25 protein-coding genes are annotated in these 24,760 nt (G+C 27.9%); all 25 read right to left on the reverse strand.

Annotation, left to right across the window (positions count from 1 at the left end; genetic code table 11):
- Nucleotides 1-15: 15 nt before the first annotated feature.
- Nucleotides 16-945, reverse strand: coding sequence for a peptidase U32 family protein (locus K0039_RS03530; RefSeq protein WP_228103663.1), 930 nt, complete (start codon nt 943-945; stop codon nt 16-18).
- Between the two features lie 2 nt (nt 946-947).
- The gene (locus K0039_RS03535; protein WP_228103664.1) at nt 948-1,610 is read right to left on the reverse strand and encodes an O-methyltransferase; all 663 of its coding nucleotides are present in this window, start codon (nt 1,608-1,610) and stop codon (nt 948-950) included.
- Nucleotides 1,611-1,718: 108 nt separating this feature from the next.
- The gene (gene mltG / locus K0039_RS03540) at nt 1,719-2,786 is read right to left on the reverse strand and encodes an endolytic transglycosylase MltG (RefSeq protein ID WP_228103665.1); all 1,068 of its coding nucleotides are present in this window, start codon (nt 2,784-2,786) and stop codon (nt 1,719-1,721) included.
- A gap of 171 nt (nt 2,787-2,957) precedes the next feature.
- On the reverse strand, nt 2,958-4,283 hold the full coding sequence (locus K0039_RS03545) for a pyrimidine-nucleoside phosphorylase (RefSeq protein ID WP_228103666.1): 1,326 nt from the start codon (nt 4,281-4,283) through the stop codon (nt 2,958-2,960).
- 87 nt (nt 4,284-4,370) lie between these two features.
- Entirely contained in the window at nt 4,371-5,540 is a 1,170-nt protein-coding gene (locus tag K0039_RS03550; protein ID WP_228103667.1) for a phosphopentomutase, read from the reverse strand.
- A 13-nt stretch (nt 5,541-5,553) separates the two neighbouring features.
- Complete coding sequence (locus tag K0039_RS03555; RefSeq protein ID WP_228103668.1) at nt 5,554-6,441, reverse strand: tyrosine-type recombinase/integrase; 888 nt, start codon at nt 6,439-6,441, stop codon at nt 5,554-5,556.
- A 12-nt stretch (nt 6,442-6,453) separates the two neighbouring features.
- The gene (locus K0039_RS03560) at nt 6,454-7,065 is read right to left on the reverse strand and encodes a stage II sporulation protein M (protein WP_228103669.1); all 612 of its coding nucleotides are present in this window, start codon (nt 7,063-7,065) and stop codon (nt 6,454-6,456) included.
- A 58-nt stretch (nt 7,066-7,123) separates the two neighbouring features.
- The gene (locus K0039_RS03565; RefSeq protein ID WP_228103670.1) at nt 7,124-7,654 is read right to left on the reverse strand and encodes an NUDIX hydrolase; all 531 of its coding nucleotides are present in this window, start codon (nt 7,652-7,654) and stop codon (nt 7,124-7,126) included.
- Nucleotides 7,626-8,723, reverse strand: coding sequence for a DUF3866 family protein (locus K0039_RS03570; RefSeq protein ID WP_228103671.1), 1,098 nt, complete (start codon nt 8,721-8,723; stop codon nt 7,626-7,628). The genes K0039_RS03565 and K0039_RS03570 overlap by 29 nt, the downstream gene beginning before the upstream one ends.
- Nucleotides 8,724-8,727: 4 nt before the next feature.
- Nucleotides 8,728-9,492: a glycosyl transferase gene (locus K0039_RS03575; RefSeq protein ID WP_228104179.1), complete on the reverse strand. Its 765-nt coding sequence runs from the start codon at nt 9,490-9,492 to the stop codon at nt 8,728-8,730.
- Between the two features lie 64 nt (nt 9,493-9,556).
- Nucleotides 9,557-10,249 carry a glycosyltransferase family 2 protein gene (locus K0039_RS03580; RefSeq protein ID WP_228103672.1) on the reverse strand — a complete coding sequence of 231 codons (693 nt, stop codon included), beginning with the start codon at nt 10,247-10,249 and terminating at the stop codon, nt 9,557-9,559.
- Nucleotides 10,250-10,274: 25 nt separating this feature from the next.
- On the reverse strand, nt 10,275-11,153 hold the full coding sequence (locus tag K0039_RS03585; RefSeq protein ID WP_228103673.1) for a copper transporter: 879 nt from the start codon (nt 11,151-11,153) through the stop codon (nt 10,275-10,277).
- Nucleotides 11,154-11,175: 22 nt separating this feature from the next.
- On the reverse strand, nt 11,176-12,297 hold the full coding sequence (steA, locus tag K0039_RS03590) for a putative cytokinetic ring protein SteA (RefSeq protein ID WP_228103674.1): 1,122 nt from the start codon (nt 12,295-12,297) through the stop codon (nt 11,176-11,178).
- 121 nt (nt 12,298-12,418) lie between these two features.
- The gene (locus K0039_RS03595; protein WP_228103675.1) at nt 12,419-13,642 is read right to left on the reverse strand and encodes a CCA tRNA nucleotidyltransferase; all 1,224 of its coding nucleotides are present in this window, start codon (nt 13,640-13,642) and stop codon (nt 12,419-12,421) included.
- 184 nt (nt 13,643-13,826) lie between these two features.
- Complete coding sequence (spo0A, locus tag K0039_RS03600; protein WP_026255020.1) at nt 13,827-14,654, reverse strand: sporulation transcription factor Spo0A; 828 nt, start codon at nt 14,652-14,654, stop codon at nt 13,827-13,829.
- 106 nt (nt 14,655-14,760) lie between these two features.
- A complete protein-coding gene (locus K0039_RS03605; protein ID WP_228103676.1) occupies nt 14,761-15,777 on the reverse strand; it encodes a SpoIVB peptidase S55 domain-containing protein in 1,017 nt (338 codons plus the stop codon).
- A gap of 127 nt (nt 15,778-15,904) precedes the next feature.
- Nucleotides 15,905-17,584: a DNA repair protein RecN gene (gene recN, locus K0039_RS03610; protein ID WP_228103677.1), complete on the reverse strand. Its 1,680-nt coding sequence runs from the start codon at nt 17,582-17,584 to the stop codon at nt 15,905-15,907.
- 25 nt (nt 17,585-17,609) lie between these two features.
- Entirely contained in the window at nt 17,610-18,422 is an 813-nt protein-coding gene (locus tag K0039_RS03615; RefSeq protein WP_228103678.1) for a TlyA family RNA methyltransferase, read from the reverse strand.
- Between the two features lie 4 nt (nt 18,423-18,426).
- On the reverse strand, nt 18,427-20,295 hold the full coding sequence (gene dxs, locus K0039_RS03620) for a 1-deoxy-D-xylulose-5-phosphate synthase (protein WP_228103679.1): 1,869 nt from the start codon (nt 20,293-20,295) through the stop codon (nt 18,427-18,429).
- 170 nt (nt 20,296-20,465) lie between these two features.
- Nucleotides 20,466-20,903 carry a divergent PAP2 family protein gene (locus K0039_RS03625; protein ID WP_228103680.1) on the reverse strand — a complete coding sequence of 146 codons (438 nt, stop codon included), beginning with the start codon at nt 20,901-20,903 and terminating at the stop codon, nt 20,466-20,468.
- A gap of 9 nt (nt 20,904-20,912) precedes the next feature.
- Complete coding sequence (locus K0039_RS03630; RefSeq protein ID WP_228103681.1) at nt 20,913-21,800, reverse strand: polyprenyl synthetase family protein; 888 nt, start codon at nt 21,798-21,800, stop codon at nt 20,913-20,915.
- Nucleotides 21,801-22,016 carry an exodeoxyribonuclease VII small subunit gene (gene xseB, locus K0039_RS03635; RefSeq protein ID WP_228103682.1) on the reverse strand — a complete coding sequence of 72 codons (216 nt, stop codon included), beginning with the start codon at nt 22,014-22,016 and terminating at the stop codon, nt 21,801-21,803.
- Between the two features lie 2 nt (nt 22,017-22,018).
- Nucleotides 22,019-23,224 carry an exodeoxyribonuclease VII large subunit gene (xseA, locus tag K0039_RS03640; protein WP_228103683.1) on the reverse strand — a complete coding sequence of 402 codons (1,206 nt, stop codon included), beginning with the start codon at nt 23,222-23,224 and terminating at the stop codon, nt 22,019-22,021.
- A gap of 10 nt (nt 23,225-23,234) precedes the next feature.
- The gene (locus K0039_RS03645; RefSeq protein ID WP_228103684.1) at nt 23,235-24,200 is read right to left on the reverse strand and encodes a Kae1-like domain-containing protein; all 966 of its coding nucleotides are present in this window, start codon (nt 24,198-24,200) and stop codon (nt 23,235-23,237) included.
- On the reverse strand, nt 24,181-24,723 hold the full coding sequence (gene nusB / locus K0039_RS03650; protein WP_228103685.1) for a transcription antitermination factor NusB: 543 nt from the start codon (nt 24,721-24,723) through the stop codon (nt 24,181-24,183). The genes K0039_RS03645 and nusB overlap by 20 nt, the downstream gene beginning before the upstream one ends.
- Nucleotides 24,724-24,760 lie beyond the last annotated feature (37 nt).

Here is a 24,760-nt window from a genome sequence, read left to right on the forward strand (position 1 = left end):
TGCACTTTAATATTATTATTTCGTATAGTCTATATTTTCTTCTAAATAAAATCCAGTTGTTAAATCTCTATGATCTATGTTTTGTAGTTCTTCTAACCAGTTTTTATCAAATTTCCAGTTATCTGGATTATTTATAAATTCATCAATAGCTTTTCTATATGCTTTTATTACTTTTTCAGTATATTCATTTGATTTTAGATGTCCTTCTACAGTTAAAATAGTAACACCAGATTTAATAAGTTCTGGAATAAATTCTATCATACATAAATCTTTTGCAGCATAGAAGATAGTACCACCTTCATCCTCATATATTGGACAATACTGACCCGGTCTTTTTTCTTCTACTAAATTATAATTTTTTTCCTCGTCATATTTTCCAGCGTCTTTACTTGTCATATAATTTGATAATAATCTTCTACCTGAATATGACATTACCATTGAACCATGAACAAAGGCTTCTATTTCTAAATCTAATGGCGCATTTTTTCTTATTTCAATTGTGTCCTTAAGCGCTAATTCTTTAGCAATTACAACTCTTTTAACACCTAAGTCATAATAAAATCTTGCTGTTTCATAGTTATAAATATTAGCTTGTATTCCCATGTGAACTTTCATGTTAGGCGTTACTTTTCTAACTATTTCTAAAGTCCCTGGCTCGCATAATATTAAACCATCTACTTTTATGTCATTTAACTTTAATAAGTATTCTTCTAGCTTAACGAAGTCATTGTTATGTGGCAATAAAGATATAGTCACATAAACTCTTTTATTTTTTTCATGTGCAAATTTTATGCCTTCTTCTAATTCTTCCATAGAAAATTTGTTTGAAATAGTGTCCATTCCAAAAGTTTGCCCACCTATATATACACTATCTGCTCCGCTTTCAAGAGCAACTTTCAATCCTGCCAAATCTTTTGCAAAGGATGATAATTCTAAGTTTAACATTATTATTCTTCAACCCTTTCTGCTTCCTTGTAACTTAGAGCTACTCCATCTCCAATTGGTATTAATGATGTATTTAAGTAGCCACAATTACATATATAGTCTAAATAGTTTCTCATTCTTTTTACAATAGTTTTTTTTCTTCTCATTACAAGATCATCGTCAGCAATCATACCTTTGTAAAGAATATTATCTGAAATTAAAAGACCACCAACTTTAAGTTTATCTATTACTAAATCGTAGAATAATTGATATTGACCTTTAGCTGCATCTAAGAAAATCATATCAAATTCACCTTCAACATTTTTTAATAATTCTTCCGCATCTCCTTCTAATAAGGTAATATTATTATTAAATCCTGATCTTTCAAAGTTTTTCTTTGCTTGTTCAATCATTTTTTCATTTCTCTCTACTGTTATTATTTTAGCCTCTCCATTTGTAGAAGTTGAAAATAAAATAGATGAATATCCTATGGCACAACCTACTTCCAATATAGTCTTTGGATTTTGAACTTTTAATAAAACTTTTAATAAATCTGATACTTCTTTATGCACAATAGGTACATTATATTCAGCTGCATATTCTTCTAATTCTTTTAATAAACCTTCTTTATCTTTTAGTGTTTCTCTTATATATCTTTCAACTTCATTATTTACAATATTACTCAATTCTTTCACTCCTTAATTTATTACTTAACTTGCTCTCTTCAAATTAATAGGATTATATCTCAAATTTTTAAGACATAATCCATACAAACTATCAATAATATACTTACCCTATTTATCTGTAGAATAACTATTATTTCTTTCTTCTCTATCTTTTCTGTATTTCTCCACATTTTTTACATGTTCTTCATAAGTTTTACTATAAGTATTTCCACCTTCTATAGTTGCCACAAAATATAAATATTCTGTATTATCTGGATATAAAACTGCTTCTATAGATTTTATCCCAGGATTTGCTATAGGTGTAGGTGGTAATCCTGCAACCTTATAGGTATTATATGGAGAATCAATTTTTAAATCATTATAAGTTATACTTTTCTTTCTTTCTTTGAAAATATATTGAATTGTTGCATCAGATTGTAATGGCATGTCTATTTTTATTCTATTATAAAATACACTCGCTATTATTGGTCTATCTTCATCAAGTACAGCTTCCTTCTCTACTATAGATGCCAAATTAACTACTTCATATAAAGATTTATTAAGTTCCTTTTGTTTTTTTTGTAATTTGTCAGTATACTTTGAATCAAAAGTTTCAAGCATATGTTCTAAAACTTCTTTTTCACTTTGTTTTTCACTAAAATAGTAAGTACTTGGATATAAAAAACCTTCTAAAGATTTAATCTTTTCGTCATCTAGAAATTTGAATTTCTCCTTAAATTCTGTTGGGTTGTTTATAAGCTTTTCATAAGCACTTTTTTCACCCAATTTATTTTTAACAAGAATATCCATAATCTCAAAAGAAGTAGATCCTTCTGGAACAGTTATCTTTATACCTTCGTTGTAAACTTTACCTTCAGATAAATCCTCAATTATTTCCTTATTTGAATAAGTTTGATTAAATAAGTACTTTCCAGATTTAAGCTTTGAAGAATTATTACTTACTCTTACATATAATTTAAATAAAGTTTTATTTTTAATTAAATTGTTTTCTTTTAATATATCTGTAACTTGGCTTAGAGCAGATCCTGTTGGAATATCGATTACGATGTCTTCTTTATTAGCTTTATTGTATGGGCCTATTTGTTGAATAACTACAAAAGTTGCCACAATAATTAAAATTAAAACTGCAATTATAAAAACTACAATTTTTTTACTTTTGTCATTGTTCAGATTCATAAGTTGCTAACTCCTTATCTCTTTTATATCCTTTTTATTATAAATCTAAGGTTAAAATATTTCAATAAAAATGTCGTAAATTAAAAAATTCACTTTGCTTAGTTCAATATATTAAAAATTAAAAAAAGCTTAACTTTATTTTTTACAAGTTAAGCTTTTTTAAACATTTAACTAGAATTTACTTATTCCATCTTTTGTCACAACACCATATATTAATTTTTTAGGTTCAGACTTTTCTTCACTTATTATATAAGCATTTTTAAATCTTTTCATAGCATCTTCTAATTTATTTTCTCTATTTAAGTGCATTAAAGCTATAGTATCTCCTTTATTTACAAAGTCTCCAACTTTTTTCTTTAAGATTATACCTGCGCTTAAGTCTAACTCATCTTCTTTAGTTTCTCTTCCTGCACCAAGTATCATTGCACTTACTCCAACAGCTTCTGCTTCTATTTTATCTATGAAACCTTTTTTATCAGATTTTATTTCAACTATATTATTAGCTTTAGGTAATAAAGAGTAATCATCAGCTACTTCAGGATTGCCCCCTTGATTAGCAACAAATTCTTTAAATTTTTCTATAGCTGCACCAGATTCTAGTGCTTCTTTGATTCTTTTTACTCCATCTTCATAATCAGAAGCTACCTTAGATGATACTAGCATATATGCACCTAATGTTTCACAAAGTGTCATAAAGTCTTTTGGTCCTCTTCCTTTTAAGGATTCTATTGCTTCTATAACTTCTAAAGAGTTACCAACAGCGCTTCCTAAGGGTTCATCCATATCACTTATTATGGCTATAGTTTCTCTATTCATAGCCGTTCCGATCTCTACCATTTCTTTAGCTAATGCAAAAGAGTCATCTAAAGTTTTCATAAATGCTCCATCTCCAGTTTTAACATCTAAAACTATGGCATCAGCTCCAGAAGCTAATTTTTTACACATAATAGATGCAGCTATTAGAGATATATTGTCAACTGTTGCTGTAACATCTCTAAGAGCATACATTTTTTTATCAGCAACTGCTATTGATGCTGTTTGCCCACAAACAGCTATTTTTATATCGTTTACTGAGTCTATAAATTTCTTAGGAGTCATTTCTATTGAAAATCCAGGTATGGCTTCTAGCTTGTCTAGAGTTCCTCCTGTATGTCCAAGGCCTCTACCTGACATCTTAGCCACTGGAACACCACAAGCTGCCATTAAAGGTGCTAAGGCGATTGTAGTCTTATCTCCTACTCCACCTGTAGAGTGCTTATCAACTTTTACACCATTTATTGCAGATAAGTCCATTACCTCTCCAGAATTCATCATAGCCTCTGTTAAATAGGCAGTTTCTTTCTTATTCATTTTATTTAAGTATATGGCCATTAAAAGAGCTGATGCTTGATAATCTGGAATTTCTCCCTTTGAATATCTATCTACGAAAAAATCTATTTCTTCTTTTGTTAATTCTTCTCTATCTCTTTTTTTTCTTATTATATCGTATATTCTCATGATTGCCTCCTAAAAATTCACTTTGCTCATGTCGCCAACGACATTTATAAACAGATCCATTGATATTTTAAGATGTTGGAAATTTTGCTACATTATTTCATTCTTAAAGCTTTCACCATTAACAGGTAATTTAACATTTAATATATCTGCTACAGTAGCTCCTATATCTGCAAAACTTTTTCTTATACCTAAATTTATTCCACTTTTAATATTTTTACCATACACAAGTACTGGTATATATTCTCTCGTATGATCAGTTCCTTTATAAGTAGGGTCATTACCGTGGTCTGCGTTTATTATTAATATATCATCTTCATTCATTGATGATATGATTTCAGGTATTCTAGCATCAAATTCTTCTAATGCTTCTTTATATCCTAAAGAGTTTCTTCTGTGCCCGTATTTTGAATCAAAATCAACTAAGTTTGTGAAGATTACTCCATTATTTTCTTTTTTAATATAGTTAATAGTTTGATCTACGCCATCCATATTGTCCTTAGTATGTATAGCTTCAGTTATACCTTGTCCATTAAATATATCTTCTATTTTGCCCACACCTATGACATCTAAATTAGATTCTTTTATTGTATCTAATACTGTAGGTTCAAATGGGTTTAGTGAGTAATCTCTTCTGTTAGAAGTTCTTTCAAAGTGTCCTGCCTTCTCACCTATATAAGGTCTTGCTATTATTCTAGCTACAGCATTATCACCCATCATTATTTCTCTTGCAATTTCACACATTTTATATAATTCTTCAAGAGGTATTATCTCTTCATGAGCTGCAATTTGGAATACACTATCTGCTGAAGTATAAACTATTGCATCTCCAGTTTCCATTTGATGTTCACCATACTCGTCAAGTACAGCTGTTCCAGAAGCCGGCTTATTTCCAACGACTTTTCTTCCTGTTCTTTTTTCAAACTCGTCTATTATTTCTTTTGTAAATCCATCTGGGAAAGTTTTAAACGGATTTTCTACTAAGACCCCTGTCATTTCCCAGTGACCTGTTGTTGTATCTTTTCCACATGATAACTCATCACATTTACCAAAGGATCCCATCGGGTTTTCTTCTTTTGATAAATAATCTATTCCATCTATATTTCCAATACCTAATTTAATCATATTAGGTATTTTTATATTTTTATGGTTTTTAACTATATTACCTAAAGTATTTACTCCCACATCTCCGAATTTTTCTGAATCTTTAAGTGCGCCTACTCCAACACTATCTATAACTATCCATATTACTCTACTCATACAAATTTCCTCCTTATATGCCTTCTTTTTTCCTTGGATGCTTGTCCTTAATTTCTTTCCTAACATTATTGTCCATTTGGTTTAAATATAGCTGCAAGCTAGCTAAATTGGAATTACCCAATATTCTACTTACAACAGCTAAATTTGCCCCTCCTTTTAATAAATGTATAGCAAAAGAATGTCTAAGTATACTAGGATTAATATTTTTACTTATATTAGCCATATTAGCATATTTTTTAATTACTTTCCAAAGTCCTTGTCTTGTAAACCTTTGTCCTTGAGCATTAACAAATAGTGCCTCTTCTTCTGTTTTGGCTAAACTAGGTCTTCCTTCTTTTATATACTTCTCTAAATATACTTTAGTTATTTCACAAAGTGGTATTACTCTATGATTTTTACCCGTATTACAGTATAAATAATCAATTTCCAAGTCTATATCTTGTAAATTTAATTCTACAAGTTCTGAAACTCTTATACCTGTTCCATATAATACTTCAAAAATCGCCTTATCTCTCATTTTTTTAGGACAACTTAAATCAGGAAACTTTAGAAGAGCTTCAACTTCTTCTTCTGTTAAAATTTCAATATTTTCTCTTTTTATTTTTGGTTTCTTTATAGTATTAGCTGGATTAGTTTCGCTAATACGATTTAAAAATAAATATTCATGAAAAGACTTAACAGAAGAAGTTACTCTTGATACTGTAGCAACAGAAATATTTTGTTTTTCTAAGTTTACCAAAAAATTAATAATATCATACTCTGTTACATCTTCAATTTTAATATTCTCTGACTTTAAATAATCTAGATATTTTTTAATATCCGTATAATATGAACATATGGTATTTTCTGATAATTTTTTTTTGGATTTAATATAGTCAATATATTGTTGTAAAACTTCCATAAATAACTCCTTTTATCTTACTAGGAATTGTAAAATACCAATGCTAATTGCATTTAATAATAATTGAACTGATGTACATATTACTATTATAATAATACCATTTAACAAGTATCTTCTACCTAAAAATAAGATCCCTTCTTTTCTTCCTCGCTTATATTCTTCGTAGATATTTTTAACATAGTAAAAACTCACGGCAATAATTAATATTGCCCCTGGTATTATAATAAAATTTTTTATTACCATAATCAATATCATTTTTATACTTTTAAGTTTAATTAATAAAATAAAGCTATTAATAGTATAGCCTATTGATATTCCTTTTAATAAAAAGCTTATTATAGCTAAAGGAAAAGTAAGTACAAATAATGAAAATAATACTATACTTCCTAAAAAAATGATGTTTTCTCTTAAATTAGAAAAAACTACAGCACTTATGTTTATATCACTTCCATGGCTATAGTAGTCATTCAAATTATTTATACTATCTAATACTATATCTTGTCCATTTGAAAAAATCTTATTTAAATAAGTTCCTATGGCTACAAATATAATAAAGATAATACTTAAATAAATTATTTCTTTACTTATTCTTAAACTATCTTTTTTTCTTATTGTTTTTCTCAAATTTATAACCTCCTCTTATCCTAACATATATTTATGTTAGAAAAGAGGAGGTTATGCTTTATATTAATTCTTTAGTTAATAATATTCCAATAGCAGTTTTTGAGTCACAAATCTCATTACTAATAACCATGTTATATGCTTCATCTTTATCAATTTCATAAACTTCTAAAAATTCATCTTCTTCCAAGTTAATTTCTCCTGGAATTAAATTTTTTGCTAGATAAATGAAGACTAACTGATTAGAAAATCCAGGTGTAGCATAATACTTATGAATCAGCTTTAAACTATCTACACTATATCCCGTTTCTTCTTTTAACTCCCTTATGGCACAATCAAGAGGATCTTCTCCAATTTCAATTTTACCAGCTGGTAGTTCATATAATTCTTTTTCTACTGCTTTTCTATATTGCTTAACTAATACAATTTTATTATCTTCTGTTATGGCAACTATGGCCACTGCGCCTTTATGTTCAATTATTTCCCTTTTTTGATATCCTTTATTAGGCACCTCCACTGTGTCTACTCTAAGTTGTATAGTTTTCCCAGTGTAAATTAAATCACTACTTACAGTAGTCTCCTTTGTTATCATCACAAACCTCCATTAAGTAATATGCAGCAGTACTTGCTGCATCAAAAAATTCCTTATCTTGTTCGTAATTTCTGCCCATACTTCTTACTTTAAGGTTAAAATAATCCAAGTCTTCTTTACATTTATCGTTATCTAGATAAATTATATTGTGTTTATCAAATAGTTTATTGTCTTTTACTTGTTTTTTTATATAATCAAATTTCTCTTTATCGTAAATAGTTACAGGAATATTTACGCTCACATTTACAATTTCATTAAATATAGTTATTGCATGATGTGATATCCCTCTATGCCTTTCTCTTAAATCAGCAAAACTTATTCTAGGAATCGCTATAGGGTTTCCTCCTAGTTTTCTAATAGCATCTAATATAGGCCCTTGTTCTATCCCTGTAAAGCCATATTTTGTACCTGTTCCTGCTATTCCAGGTCCCATAGATACAAATACTGCATCAGCCTCTATTATTTCTTTTGCAGTGATTAAAGCTGTATATATGTTTATACATTCATAGTCACCTCCAAAAGCATTTCCAATAGTAATAGTACTGTCAATTAAATTTTTATCTTTTAGATTTTGTACATTTTTACTTAAATAAATTGGAAGAGCTGCTCCGTCAGTCATTATATATACTAACTTTTTATTTGGATTATGCCTTTTATATGATGCTACAAAAGGAGTTAGCATACTGTGAAGAGTTCCTACAACAACTGGCATCTCATCTAAAGTTTCAAAGTTATTTATTATATCATGATGTTTATTTTCATGATCTTCTACAGAATCTACTTTAACTTGATAAGGAGTATATCTAAGCTTCATAATATGACCTTCTGGTGATAAATCAGATTCTTTGTTATTTAGATTTGCTATAACGAAGTGATATCCACCAGTACCTAGACTTAGCTCAACTGCTGTAGTATTAAGTATTGCTTCATCACCTATATTTATCTTTCCTGTTATTTTAGGATAGTTATAAGCTCTTTGTATTTGTCCATTAATATTAACTCTTATATCGTCTAATACCTCGCTGCTATCGACTATTTCCTCTACTATTCCTACTTTTTTACTAATCATAAGATTACCTTCCTAATCTATCAATAAAATTTAATGCTTTATTCTTTTCTATAATCTTTGTTAAAGAGAATCTTTCAGTTAATAAATGAATTAATACTAAAAATACTAACCATCCTATTCTTACATTTAATGTATATCCAAAAGCCATAAGAATACCTATTGATATACCTAGTACATTTGAACCAGTATCTCCCATCATAGCCTTAGCTTTTAAATCAAGATTAAAATATGCTAGTACATTTGGAAGTATAAGTAATGGAAGTATTTTTATATATCCAGTTAAAGTTATGAATATAGTAATCATAATAACTAAGTATACTTTTATAGCTCTACCTGGTCTTAAGTCAAATAAATTCATTAGATTTGTAGATAAGGCGATTATTAAAGTATTTATTATAATATCAGCAATATTCTTAGATATAGATACTGATATTATAAGTCCAACAAAGCCACCAAATAATGCTTTAAATCCTCCTGTTGTAAGTTTACCTTTGAAAAGACTTTTAAAATGCCCTTTTAAACCACTTACATCTCTATTTCCTATAGTATCGTCTATTATACCTGCAAAAAACATAGCCATCATTCCAAATATAAATAAAAATAAACATAACATACTTATAGCATCTATAGTAAAGAATGCCACTATTATTCCATTTATTATTACCATTGGAAGAAAGACTATTCCCATACTTACAGGTATCATTTCTCCTTTATAATTCGGTCTTATACAATTACTGTCGGTAAGTAAGTTCTTGAATAAAGGTATCATTAGGTACGTTCCTATTAAACCTAATAAAAATATTATCCCTCTAAATACATATGAATACAATAGATTACCTCCATTCTTTTTTCTTTTGTCTTAGTACTTTCTTAATGTGATAATATTGTTTTCCTCTATGAATAAACCCTTTTAAATCTCTTCCTGTTTCACTATGAGTCATATTAACTAGTACTTCTTTTATTCTATATCCATATTTTAATATATCTATGGTCATACCAACTTCCACGCCATATCCAAATGGAATTTCATCAAACTTTTCTAATACTTCTTTTTTGAATAATCTTTGACCTGATAAAGTAGCATCTAATTCTACACCTGTCATTTCAAGTACCGATTCTTTTGCAAGACCTTTAACAAATCCAAGTCCTCCTTTTTTCTTTGCAGGAGGGAATTTTGCTATTATAACATCAGCTTCATCATTTAATATTGGTGTTATTAATTTTGCAACTTCTTTTGAAGAACTACCAAGGTCTCCATCTAAAAATCCTATTATATCTGCTTTTGTCATAGCAACTTTTAAACCATTGTTTAAAGCATAACCCTTACCTCTATTTTTGTCTTGAGTTATAACAGTTATTTTATCACTTTTTACTTCTTTTGCTACTTTTGATGTATTATCACTAGAACCATCATCTACAACTATTATCTCACTTATTTCTTTAATATCTTTGATATTTTCTAGTGTATCCTTAATTTTATTTTCTTCGTTGTATGCTGGTATTATTATACTTAAATAAGGATTCATTTTCTTATTCTCCTTCAATTATTAGTTATTTTTCATAAGCAATTAATTCTTTTGCTAGGTCAGAATTTCCATAATGACCAACTGTATTTTGATTTTTTAATAATGAAGTTAAAGAAATTTTTCCCATACCTTCATTTATATTATCTATTGTTGATATATTGTTTTCTGAATATAATTTTAAGGCTTCATGGTTGCTATCACTTTGAGAAACCGCTACTAAATATTTATTTTCTTCTTTTAATTTATCTAAAATTAATTTTTCTTTTGCATTAAACTTATCTTTTGCATCTTTTCCAGTTAATTCTCCAAATAATACTACTGAATCATAATCTTGGTATTTCTTTTCATCTATGTTGTTGATTTTTATTACACCTAAATCTTCTAATGCATATAATTGATCATATCCTTTTGCACTACCTAAAGAACTTACTATGTAACTTATTACATCTTGTGATGATTTAAATGTTTTATTTAAGTCTTTTGATAAAGCAGCTAACTTTTCTTCATCACTTATGTTATCTTTTATAACTATGTTAAAAGATGCTGTTCCATTTGCATTTGTTATTAATTTTTCTACATCTTCACTGTAGTCATTGTTTTCATTTGTTAGTATTATTCCAGTATTTTTATCTGTTAATACATCCTTAGTTAATACATTAATATTTTTATCAATGTATTCTCTTGTTGTTTCTATATCTCCATTTAAAGATTCAATCTCAGACTGTAAATTTTTATTTTTTTCCTTTAATTCATCAAACTCTGTATTAAAGCTTTCAAGTACTTCACTTTGTTGTTTACTTAAAGCTTGGTCGTAGTTTAAGTTAAAACCAACTAGTATTCCTACACCTAAAGCTATAAATATAGCACCAATTGTAACTATATAGTACTTCATATTTATATTCATGTTAATCCTCCTAATTTATATATTACAAGTTTAATAGTAATTTTAATTTTAATTGTATTATTCTGATAAATTGCTGTGTTGTTGGTGATAAGTACGCAAGTATCAATACTGGGAATAATGCTGCTATTATCATTGCCCAAATATATTTAATCTTTAGTTTACTTTTATACAGTAAATTAACACCCTTAGCATCTATTAATTTAGATCCTATTTTTAATCTTACAAGGAATGTACTAGCCATACCTTTTCTTCCTTTTTCCAAGAAATCTATCATATTCGAATGTGTTCCAACTGCAACAATCAACTCTGCCCCATATTCATAAGCTGTAAGCATTGCTATATCTTCACTTGTTCCTGGCGCTGGGAATACTATAGCATCAAGACCTAAGTCTTGTATTCTTTTAAGACCTGGTGCTCTTCCATCCACATAAGCATGTACCACTATTTCACTAGCTTTTTTTAGTGTTTCATCACTAACACTATCCATATCTCCAACTATAACATCTGGGACATATCCAAATTCTACTAAAGCATCTGCACCACCATCTACTCCTACAAGCACTGGTTTTACTTCTTCTATGTAGGAAATTATTGTACTTAAGTCTTCTTTGTAATCTTGTCCTCTAACTACAATTAATACGTGTCTATCTTTGTATTTTGTTTTTACTTTAGGAATTTCTACTTCTCCTAAGATGAAGCCTTTTTCTTTTTTTGCATATTCTATAGTATTATCTATGAATCTATCTAATTCTACAGACATATTATCATAAGCTTCTTTTATTTTTATAGATACCTTTCCCTTGTCTAATACACTACCTTCTCCCAAAAGTTGTCCATCTCTATAGATTTGCCCATTGTTTACTTCTATTATTTGTCCTTCTTTTAATTCATCAAATAATTCTTGTCCAACATTATCTATAATTAAAATATTTTTATCTGTTAATATTCCTGGCCCTTTATTTGGATATTTCCCACTTATAGACTCAGCTGCGTTAATTACTAGTTTGACTTTACCTTCTACAAGAGAATTGGCTGCTACTTCATCTATATCCATATGATTAATAACTGCAATCTCTCCCCCTGTAAGTCTCTTCGCAAGCCTTTTTGTTTTTCTATCTACTTTAATAGGGGCTTCCACTCTCATAATTAAAACCTCCGACATTTTATTAAAATCATATAACATTATAACATTATTTAAGAACAAAGGAAATATTTTATAGTTTTATAAATTATTATATGTTTTTTAATTTATTAAAAACAATTAGTTATATTTCTTTTACTTTTTTAATAAGTAAATTTTTTTTATTTAAATTAGGGTTCATTATAACTTCATCTAAGAGATAATTAAGAACTTGTCCTACGGCTTTATTTTCATAGCCTTGGTCCATGATATCTTTTCCATTCACTTTTAGACTTTTCATTGTATAACATTCTTTATTTTCTTCAATTTCTTTTAATATATCTATAATTTTTCCAAAATTTTTTTCATCTTTATTAATAACGCTATTTATATCTAAATAATCTTCAAACAAATTTTTATCAATTTTATTTAATATTTTTTTTATTTTAATTTTATCTAAATTTTCAATATCAGTTTCTTTAATTAAATTTAAAATAATGTCATGATTCTTATTTATTTTATTTGAATATACTAATTCCTTGCAAAACATCTTACAATTTATATTTAATTCTTCAATTAAGTAATCTAGCACTACCAATCTTTTTACTAATACTTTATCAATTTTTTTTAATATACTAATTTTTTTATACAGCTTTTCAATTTTATTTTCATCTTCTTCACTACTTATATTTAAATTATTTAATAATTTTGTTTTAAAAAGGTATATAATATTTTCCGGTTTATTGCTAAGTATGATTTTATTAAATTCATCAGTTATTCTCTCAAAACTAATATTTTTTATTATTTTTGCATTATTGTAAATAGCTAAAAAAGTGTCCATCTCTATTTCAAAATCTAATTTACTAGAAAATCTAATGGCTCTAATCATCCTTAAGCCATCTTCATTGAATCTATCATAAGGGTTTCCCACTGTTTTAATAATTTTATTTTCAATATCAATCTTTCCTCCAAATAAATCTACTACTCCTTCTTTTTCATTATAGGCCATGGCATTTATGGTGAAATCACGTCTTTTTAAGTCTTCTTCTAATTTACTAGTAAAATCAACATTTTCCGGTCTTCTATGATCCGTATATTCACCTTCTATTCTGTATGTAGTTATTTCATAGATTTCCCCATCCATCACTACACTTATAGTCCCATGTTCTATTCCTGTTTCTATGCATTTAAAGTCTCTAAATATACTTTTAATCGTTTGAGGAGTAGCGTTAGTTGTTATGTCATAGTCATTAGGTTTAAGACCTAATATGGAGTCTCTAACGCATCCTCCTACTATATATGCTTCCAAACCATTTTCATATATTTTATCTATTATGTATTTTACTTTTGGAGGTAAATTTATTTTCATTTTTGTATCTCCTTCATATATTGATAGTTTTATTTATCTATGTTCATTGCTTAAAATTTGCTTCGCTCATAACGCCAACAATATACCTTCATTTCCTTCAGGTATATATGTTGCTTAAAATTTGCTTCGCTCAAAAAATAAAGCCTTCTAAATAATTAGAAGGCTTACTGTAATCAATTTAAAATTATTTAACCATGCTGTGTTCTAATCTTAATTTATCTGCAATCATTGCTATAAATTCAGAGTTTGTTGGTTTACCTTTAGTATTGTGTACTGTATAACCAAATAATTGATTTATTGTATCAACCTTTCCTCTACTCCATGCAACTTCTATTGCATGTCTTATGGCTCTTTCAACCCTACTTGGAGTAGTGTTATATTTTTTTGCAATGCTTGGATATAATTCTTTAGTTACTGCTCCTAAAAGTTCTACATTATCAATAACCATTTTAATAGCTTCTCTTAAATATAAGTATCCTTTTATATGAGCTGGAACACCTATTTCATGGATTATATTTGTTATTTCTGTTTCTATATTTCCTGTATTTTTAACATAATCACTTCTTGTCATTTGAACTTCTTGATTTTGTCTTATTTTTGGTTCTCCGCCAACAACTTTATTAGTTACTAACTCTCTAATTCTATTTATGAATATTACAAAATCAAAAGGTTTAACAATATAGTAATCTGCTCCTAAATTTATAGCTGTTTGAGTTATCTTATCTTGCCCAACAGCAGATAAAACTATTATTTTTGGTTGTTTAGGAAGATCCATTGAATTTAATTTTTCTATTACCCCTAAACCATCTAAATGTGGCATTATTACGTCTAATACTAATAAGTCTGGTTGCGTTTTTTGTACTAATTCAAGAGCTTCAATACCATCTTTTGCTATTCCTAATATTTCAATATCTTCTTCATTAGATAAATATTCCTTTAATAGCTGGCAAAAATCTTTATTATCATCTGCTAATACTATTTTAATCTTTTCGTTCACTAAAATTCCCCCCAATAATAAGTTTTTCTTATTTTAATTTTTTTTTATCCTTACTCTTTTAGGTTTATTCGACACTGTAAAATTATATTCCTTCTAAGTGTTAAAATATTTTATTATCAATTTACAATTTTAACATTTCATCGATGAAAATACCATATCCTTTTTTAGGATTATGTTTGAATACATAGGTTAAACTGCCAATAAGTTTGTTATTTTGTATAATAGGGGCACCACTCATCCCCTTTACAATTCCACCTGTATAGTCAATTAATTTATCATCAACTACTTTTATTAACATATTATTGTCTTCTTTTATTATTTTTTCTATTTTTATTTCATAGGATTCAACATTTCCTTCTTTTGATTGAAAAAGTACATATGCACTTCCAGTTTTAACATCATCTTTTTTTCCAATTTCGATAACTGGAAGATTAAACTTGTAGTTATAATTATAAAAATTTCCTTTTATTCCATTGTTTGAATTTATAGAAAACTTTCCAACAGAATTATTATAATCTATTATAGCATTAATTTGACCAATATTTTTTTCATTATTTTTGTGAATAGATATATTGGAAGCATTGTAAATATTTCCTTCTTTGATATTTAATAACTTTTCTGTATCCATATCACAAATACCATGGCCTATGGCGTAGAATTCATTCGTAATAGGGTTGTAACAAGTTAAAGTACCTATTCCAGATATTTTATCTCTTACCCAAAGACCTAGTTTATATTTATTATTTTCCTTTTTAGTCTTAATTTTACATTTTTTAATTTTGTTATTTCTTTCAAACATGATTTCTACTTTATCTGAACGAAGTTTATTTAAAATATTTGTAATATCCTTATAATTATTAATTTTTTCTCCTTCTATAGATATGATATTATCTCCTATTTTTAGACCTCCAATATATTCTATGTCATCTTCTTCAAATCCTATAACTAAGGCTCCATCTGTATCTGCTTTAATTCCCACAATGTTTCCAAGGGGGTACACATATTGCTTATTTGATATATTTTCATTTTGAAAAGTTTCTAAGACATTATTATATTTTTGTTTTAATAACATATCACAAAAAATTAATAAAGCAAAAATAAAAAAAATGCTTATTATAAATCTATTGTTTTTTTTCATACTTAATCTCATATCCTTCTAATAATAATTTCTATATTATAATTCCATTAAATAGTTAAAATATACAAAAAAGAATAGAAAATGATTCTATTCTTTTTATTAACAATATTAAATTATTTTAATTAAATTAATGATTTTCCTTTGTTAAGTTAACAATTTCTCTAGCATGTTCAATAGTTGTATCAGTTATATTACTGCCAGCAATAAGTCTAGCTATTTCATTTATGCTCTCTTCATCTTTTAATTTTTTAATAGTTGTATAGGTTCTACTTTCATCACTATTTTTTGATATACAAAAATGTGTGTCTGCATTAGCTGCTATTTGTGGTAAATGTGTTATACAAAGAATTTGTTTTTTCTTCGCAATATTATGTAACTTGTCACCTACAACTTGAGCTGCAATACCACTTATACCTGCATCTATCTCATCAAACACTATAGTGTCTATCTCATCTATATCTGCAAGTATTGTTTTAAATGCTAGCATAAACCTAGACATTTCTCCACCCGATGCAACTTTATAAATTGGCTTTAGATCTTCACCTAAGTTAAATGATATCATAAATTCTACTTCACTATTTCCATTTTGAGAATAATTAGATTCAGTGAAGTTAACTTTAAAACTAACCCCCTTCATATCTAGGGATTTCAATTCACTTAGTATAGCCTCTTCTAAATTTATGGCAACTTCTTGTCTCACTTTTGTAAGAGAATAAGCTTTTTTGCTTAGTTCTTCTTCTAATTCAGCTAATTTATTTTTTAGACTTTCTGACATTTCATCTCTATTTACTATTTCTTCTAATCTAGATGAAATTTGATCCTTATATTTTAAAATATCGTCTATAGTATCTCCATATTTTCTTCTTAAATTATTTATTTCATCTACCCTTACTTCAATTTGTTCAAGTTCATAAGGTTCAAAATCAATATTTTCTTTATAGTTTCTAAGGTCCCTACAAGTGTCTTGAAGCTCATACATAATTCGTTCTATAATTTCACTGTATTCACTTATAGTTTCATCATACTTGCTTATTTCACTTAATTCCTTTGATGCCATCCCAATTAAATCAACTGCATTTACACTTCCATCGTGTAACTTTTCATAACTTAAATTAAGATTATTATATATTTTTTCACTATTTCTATAGATTTCTCTTTGTCTTAATAAACCTTCATACTCATCTTTGCTTAATGCTGCTGCTTCAATTTCATTAATTTGAAATTTTAATAAATCTATTTCTCTTTGAATTTCTTTTTCATCTTTATTTTCATTTAGTGTATTTAATGCTTTTTTTACTTTGTTATACTCTGTGTAAGTATCTTTATATTCATCTCTTGGTAAATCTATTATTTTACCTCCAAATAAATCTAAAAACTTTATATGAGTATCTTTATTAAATAATACTTGATTTTGATGCTGTCCATGTAAATCAATAAATGTAAGTGCAATTTCCTTTAATATGGACATTTTAATAGTCCTTCCATTTATTCTAGCTACACTTTTTCCATCTGCATAAATAATCCTAGTTATAATTAGTTCGTCATCTTCTAAATCTATGTCATATTCATCTAATATACTTTGTAAATTACTACTTGGAGATGATACTATAATCTCTGCAATACCTTTTTCAGTGCCTTTTCTTAAAAAAGACTTATCGTATTTGTTTCCTAAACATAAACCAAGAGCATCTATTATAATAGATTTTCCCGAACCAGTTTCCCCTGTTAATATGTTTAGATTTTTGCCTAAGTTGATTCTACTTTCTTCAACTAAAGCACAATTTTTCATATATAATTCAAGGATCATTTTATGCCCCCTTTATCATTACTTGTTATTTATTTAAGTTATGAGATTCTTCTACAACTTCAACTATTTTTTTATCAAAAGACTCTTTGTTAAAAGTAAAGTCATCATTATTGTTTCTTAAATGAATTAAGTATTCTATATTACCTTCTGGCCCTTTTATTGGTGAGTAATCAAGATTTAAAATTGCAAATCCATTATCCACAGCAAATGTTGATATCATCTTTATAACTTCAATATGAACTTTTTTATCTCTCACTACACCCTTTTTACCAACTTTTTCTTTTCCAGCTTCAAATTGAGGTTTAATTAATGCTACTACCTCTCCATCACTATTAAGTAATTCTTTTGCCTTAGGTAAAACAAGTTTAAGAGATATAAAAGATACGTCTATAGAAGCAAAATCTGCAAATTCTTTTGTATCCTCGATTGTAACATGTCTTATATTAGTTCTTTCCATACAGACAACTCTCTCATCTTGTCTTAGCTTCCAGGCTAATTGTCCATAACCAACATCTATTGAAAATACTTTTACTGCACCATTTTGAAGCATACAGTCAGTAAATCCTCCTGTTGATGCTCCTATATCCATACAAACTTTATCTTTAATAGTTACACCAAAATATTTCATTGCTTTTTCAAGTTTTAATCCACCTCTACTTACATAAGGAATTGGATTACCTTTTACTAAAATATTAGCATCTTCTTTAACTTCTGTTCCTGGTTTGTCACATCTTTGATTGTCTACAAATACAAGACCTGCCATTATAGCTTTTTTCGCTCTTTCTCTGCTTTCAAAATGCCCTTTATCTACAAGTAAAATATCTATTCTTTTTTTCATTATACTATCCTTCTAATAATAAATTTTTTATTCTGTTTGCTATTTGTTCATCTGACATTCCTACTGTTTCAAATAATTGATCCACATTACCATGCTCAACATACTTATCAGGAATACCTATATTTTCAACTTTTACATTATAATTATTATCTACTACAAATTTATTTATTCTACTTCCAAATCCACCACTTATAACATTATCTTCTATAGTTATAACTTTAGAATGTTTTTTCAATAATTCATGCAATAAATCTTCGTCCATTGGTTTTAAAAACCTTGCATTCACTATTGTAGGATTAATATTATCTTTAAGAAGTATTTCCCTTGAATTTAATGCTTTTTCAACCATGTTACCAATAGCTAATACTAATACGTCATTTCCTTCTTCTAATACTTCATAAGTTCCTACTTTTATATTTTCATAAGATCCCTTATCAATATAATATGAATTACCTCTAGGATATCTTATGGCTACAGGCCCGTCTGTCTCAGCCGATAATTCCATCATTAAATCTAACTCTTTTATATCTTTTGGCGCCATTACAATTAAGTTTGGTACAATATTTAAGTAACTTAAGTCAAATACTCCATGATGTGTTTCTCCATCATTACCAACAAGACCTGCTCTGTCAATTAAGAAAGTAACATTCTTTTTAGTTATAGATACATCATGTATAACTTGGTCGTATCCTCTTTGTAAGAAAGATGAATATACTGCAAAGTATGGTTTCATTCCTTCCTTTGCAAGACCTGCTGCAAATGTTGTAGCATGTTGTTCAGCTATTCCCACATCATAATATCTGTATGGATAAGATATAGCAAAAGTGTTTAACCCTGTCCCCGAAGGCATAGCTGCTGTAATTGCTACAATTTTATCATCTTCATCTGCCATACTAACTAATTTTTTCCCTACATGAGAAGATATACTTTCTTTTGTAGATGCTTTAAGCCCTTGTTCTATATTAAACTTGGATACACCGTGGTATTTATCTGGCGCATGCTCAGCAAACTCATAACCTTTACCTTTTTCAGTTATAACATGTAATAAAACAGGCCCCTTTTTGTTTTTAGCTTTATTTAAAATATCTATTAGTTCTTTAATATTATGGCCATCTATCGGTCCATAATATTTAATTCCAAAAGACTCGAATAAATCACAGTCCTGTGGTGTAAATTTGCTTATAATTCCGTCTTTAAACTTATCTGCTGTTTTATATATAAAGTTACCTGTTTTTGTCATAGATAATATCTTCTCTATTTGGTCTTTAACTTGATTTGCTTTAGCATTTCTGATAATGCTAGATAAATACCTAGACATGCCACCTACATTTTTGTCTATAGACATTTCATTATCATTCAAAATTATTATCATTTTCTTATTTAAATAACCTAAGTGGTTGATAGCCTCCAGTGCCATACCTCCTGTTATTGACCCATCTCCTATAACAGATACCACGTTGAAATCTTCTCTCTTTATGTCCCTTGCGCATGCAATTCCAAGACCTACTGATATGGATGTAGAACTATGTCCTGTATCAAATATATCATGGTCACTTTCATTTTCCTTCGGAAATCCGCTTAACCCATTAAGCTGTCTAAGTGTTGCAAATTCGTCTTTACGCCCAGTAACAATCTTATGTACATAGGATTGATGCCCCACATCCCATATTAATTTGTCTTTTGGACTATCGAAAACTTTGTGCAATGCCAAAGTCAGCTCAACAACTCCTAAATTCGAAGCTAAATGACCTCCAGTTTTTGAAATAGAGTTTATTAAAAACTGTCTTATTTCTTCTGCCAATTCTTCCATTTCATCAATATTTAATTTTTTTATATCTTCCGGAGAATTTACTTCATTTAAATAATTACACATAATTTTCCTCACCTTTATAATGGTCTAATTTATTTTAATTTTGTATTTAAAAATAACTCATACTAAAAAAGCCTTCCACAGAAGACTTTGATTTTTATAGTTTCCATGTATTTATTATAATTTCCTATAAAACAAAAAAATTATATCATATAATACATTTTTTTTCAATTTTAAGCCATAATGGCTCCAACTACTATACCTAGTATTGCTCCTAATATAACTTCTTTTGGTGTATGGCCTATTAACTCTTTTAAAGTTTCATGTTCAATATGTTTTTTATTTTGTAAATCTTCAACTATTTTATTTAAAATAGCTGCCTGCTTTCCTACTGCTCTTCTTACACCGGAAGCATCATACATTACTATTAATGCAAAAACTACACATATGACAAATTCAGCTGAATCAAATCCCTTTTGTATACCCATTACAGTTGATAAACTCGTAACAAATGAACTATGCGAACTTGGCATTCCACCTGACATAAATATTCTCGAAAATTCCACTACTCTTTCTTTTCCTGTGAATATTTTTATAAACTGCGCTAAAAAACAAGCAAATATACTTATCCATAATATATGGTTGTCAAATACTTGTGTAAAAAAATCCATGTGGCCTCCTTAACAATCCCTACTAATTATATAATCTCCTAGCTGATTTAAAAAATCTATTTCTGATGATAATCCATCTATACTAGATTTTCCCTCTTCTATTAACTGTCTAGCTATTTTCCTTGATTTTTCAAGTCCTAGTAGTGAAGGATATGTTGATTTGTGGTTTTCTATATCACTTCCAATAGGTTTTCCTAATTTAGCTTCATCTCCAGTTATATCTAATATGTCATCTACTATTTGAAAAGATAATCCAATATTTTTCCCATATTTAGTTACTTTTTCCAATTCTTCTTCACTAGCTCCACCAATTATGGCACCAGCTCTCATACATCCGATAATCATAGCTGCAGTTTTATTTAAGTGAATAAAATCTAATTTATCTTTGTCTATTATTTTATTTTCACTTTCAACGTCTACAACTTGTCCTCCTATCATACCATAAATACCTGCATGTTTTGCAATTTCATTTATGGCCTTCAAATATTTATTTGAATCTTTTTTATCTATGGATGAAGACAACATCACCTCAAAGGCATAATTTAATAGAGCATCTCCAGCTAGAGTTGCCATTGACTCTCCAAATACCTTGTGATTTGTAGGCTTACCTCTTCTTATATCATCATTATCTAGTGCTGGTAGATCATCATGAATCAAAGAATAAGTATGTATCATTTCTATAGCCACTGCAAAAGGAATAGCATCTTCTTCTTTTCCACCAACTATTTTACAACTTTCTAAAGTTAATATGGGTCTAAGCCTCTTACCTCCAGCTTTTAGGCTGTAGTTCATAGCCTGCATTATAGTTTGTTGATATCCTTCTTCTTTTGGCATATATTCATTTAAAAGTGCTTCTATATAATTAATTTTTTCCTTTAAAACATCTTTAAATTCCATTTACTCTTCCCCCATATAAAAATCTTCTTCAACACCCTTTTTATTAAATTTACTTATTTTAAGTTCTGCATCTTCTAATAATTTATTACAATGTTTAAATAATTTTATTCCTTCTTCATATAAACTTAATGAATCATCTAAACTAGTATTTTTTGATTCTAATTTCATCAAAATATCTTCTAATTTTTCATAAGCTTCTTCGTAAGTAAGTTTCATGATTATACCTCTTTGCTATTAATTTTATTTACATTACACTCTAAACTACCGTCTTTTAAAGTTATATTTATATCCTCATTTACATCTACTTCTTTTATAGAATTAATAACTTTATTATTTTTTTCAACAATAGAATATCCTCTACTTATTGTCGCAAGAGGACTCAAGTTATGTAGCAGAGCTGCTTTTTTTGAAAGCTTTTCTTTAGAAGTCTCTAAATTTTGTTCTAATCTAAAATTTATTTTATCATAAATTTGGTCTAACTGTATAACTTTGTCCCTGATTACATAGTTTTTCATATAATTATTCATTTTTTCAAAGGTATTCACAAGCTTTTCATTATCTAATATTACTTGATTATTTAAAGACCTATTCATTCTATTTCTTATATTATCAAGTCTATAGTAAATTTGTGACAAATCTGGTGTGGCTATTTCTGCTGCTGCAGAAGGTGTTGGCGCTCTCATATCAGATACAAAATCACAAATTGTAAAATCTGTTTCATGGCCTACTGCAGATATTATGGGTATTTTTGATTTAAATACTTCTCTTGCCACTCTTTCTTCATTAAAAGACCACAGTTCCTCTAAAGAACCGCCTCCTCTTCCTACTATTATTGTATCCACATTTTTCATTTTATTAAAAAATTCAATTCCTTCACAAATATCTTGAGCAGATTTTTCTCCTTGGACATTTACAGGATATAATTTTATATCCACCTTTGGAAATCTTCTTTTAGTAACATTTATAATATCTCTTATTACAGCACCAGTAGGTGATGTTACTATTCCTATAGATTTTGGTATTTTAGGTATTTCTTTTTTATATTTAGTGTCAAATAATCCTTCTTTTTTTAGTTTTTCTTTTAATTTATTAAACTCAATATATAAATTGCCTATACCTTGAATTTCCACTTCATTTATATAAAGTTGATAGGCACCATCTCGCTCATATACAGAAATATATCCTGATGCAATTATTTTAACACCATTGTCCAAATTTAAACTTTTATCATAATTACTTTTAAAAATAATACAATTTAATTTTGACTTTTCATCTTTTAGTGACAAGTAAACATTACCACTACTATGAACCTTAAAATTAGAAATTTCGCCTTTTACTCTAAGGTTATAAAGAATGGGGTCATTTATTAATATTCTTTTTATATATGAATTTGCTTCGCTTATATCTAAAGCTCTAAGTTTCATACATCCACTCCTAATAATTATTCATTTTATTTAATCCTATTATAGCACATCCTACGCCATTATCCGTTGCATATTCTTGATCAGTAAAGTAAGCTTTTATATTTTTTCTTTTTAATTTTTCACTTAATTCTTTTTTAATGTATTCACTTGCAGACACTCCGCCTCCAAATAATACTTCTTTTAACCCATACTTATCACATATGTAAATTAAAGATTTATACATGGATCTAACCAAGGTATCTAAAAGAATTTTACTAAGATATTCTTCATTATATTCATGAATTATTTTATTTATTTGGTTTTCTATCCCCGATAAATTCATATAGCCTTCTCTTACACTTGTTTTCAATCCATTTTTAATTTTTTCATTACATTTTAAAGCATTCTCATCTATATATTTTCCACAAGGAAAATTATAATTCAGTCTAACACCTAAGCGATCTACTAACTGACCAAAACTCACATCTAAACTTCCACCTACAATTTCCATATTATAGTTAGTATCTTTTTTTTCTACTAAAAGTATTTCTGTAGTTCCACCAGACATATGAACTGCTAAAAACTTATCTTTATTTTCCAAGTTATTGTTAAACAGGCTTGCTTCTATATGATTTTCTTGATGAGTTGTTTCATAAAAAGTACAGCTATTAATGCTACTTAATAATTTTGCAAAATTATACCCCACAGAAAAAACAGGCATATAAGAATTATCAACCGGTCTTGGCTTAGTCGATGCACATATACCTACAATATTATAATTTTTAAATTTTTCATTTATTATTTGCGATAATTCTCCCATATTATTTACATGTTGAAAAACTGCTTCACTTTGTCTAAGGCCCTTATTGTCTTTCTTAACTTTTAATATTATTCTTTCATTTAATAATATCTCCTTATTTAAAGAGATAGCTGCTATAGAAGTTGTATAGCAGCTAGTATCAAATCCTAATATGATATTATTGTTCTTGTGTGTCATTAACAACACTTCCTAATATTCCGTTTATAAATTTAGGAGATTTATCGTCACAGTATAATTTTGCTAAATCTATAGCTTCGTTTATTGAAACCTTGACAGGTACTTCTTTATTCATGTATACAATTTCACAAATTGAAAGTTTTAATATAGCTAAATCTACTTTTGCTATTCTACTTAGAGACCAATTTAGGGCATGTTTTGTTATTAACTCTTCTATATCATAGCTGTGTAAGCTTAGCTCATCACAAACTCTTTTCATATATTCCATATCTATTGCGTTGTTCATATTTACACGTTCTAAATCAACACAACTTTCATTTGAGAATTGTAATAATAATTCTTCATATCTATTTATTATGTATTCTTCGTTATTATTTAAGAAATCTTCAAAATAATTATTTATATCTTGTAAATCACCTTCTAATATATCTATTTGATAAATTAATTTCATTAAATATTCTCTACTTGTTATTTTTTTTGCCTTTTCAATATAACTTATTTTGCTTACATTGTCGTTTTTCATTCTTAATGAACCTCCTTCAGTCTTATTATTTACCACT

Source organism: Terrisporobacter mayombei, from assembly GCF_020748465.1.
GTDB lineage: Bacteria > Bacillota > Clostridia > Peptostreptococcales > Peptostreptococcaceae > Terrisporobacter > Terrisporobacter mayombei.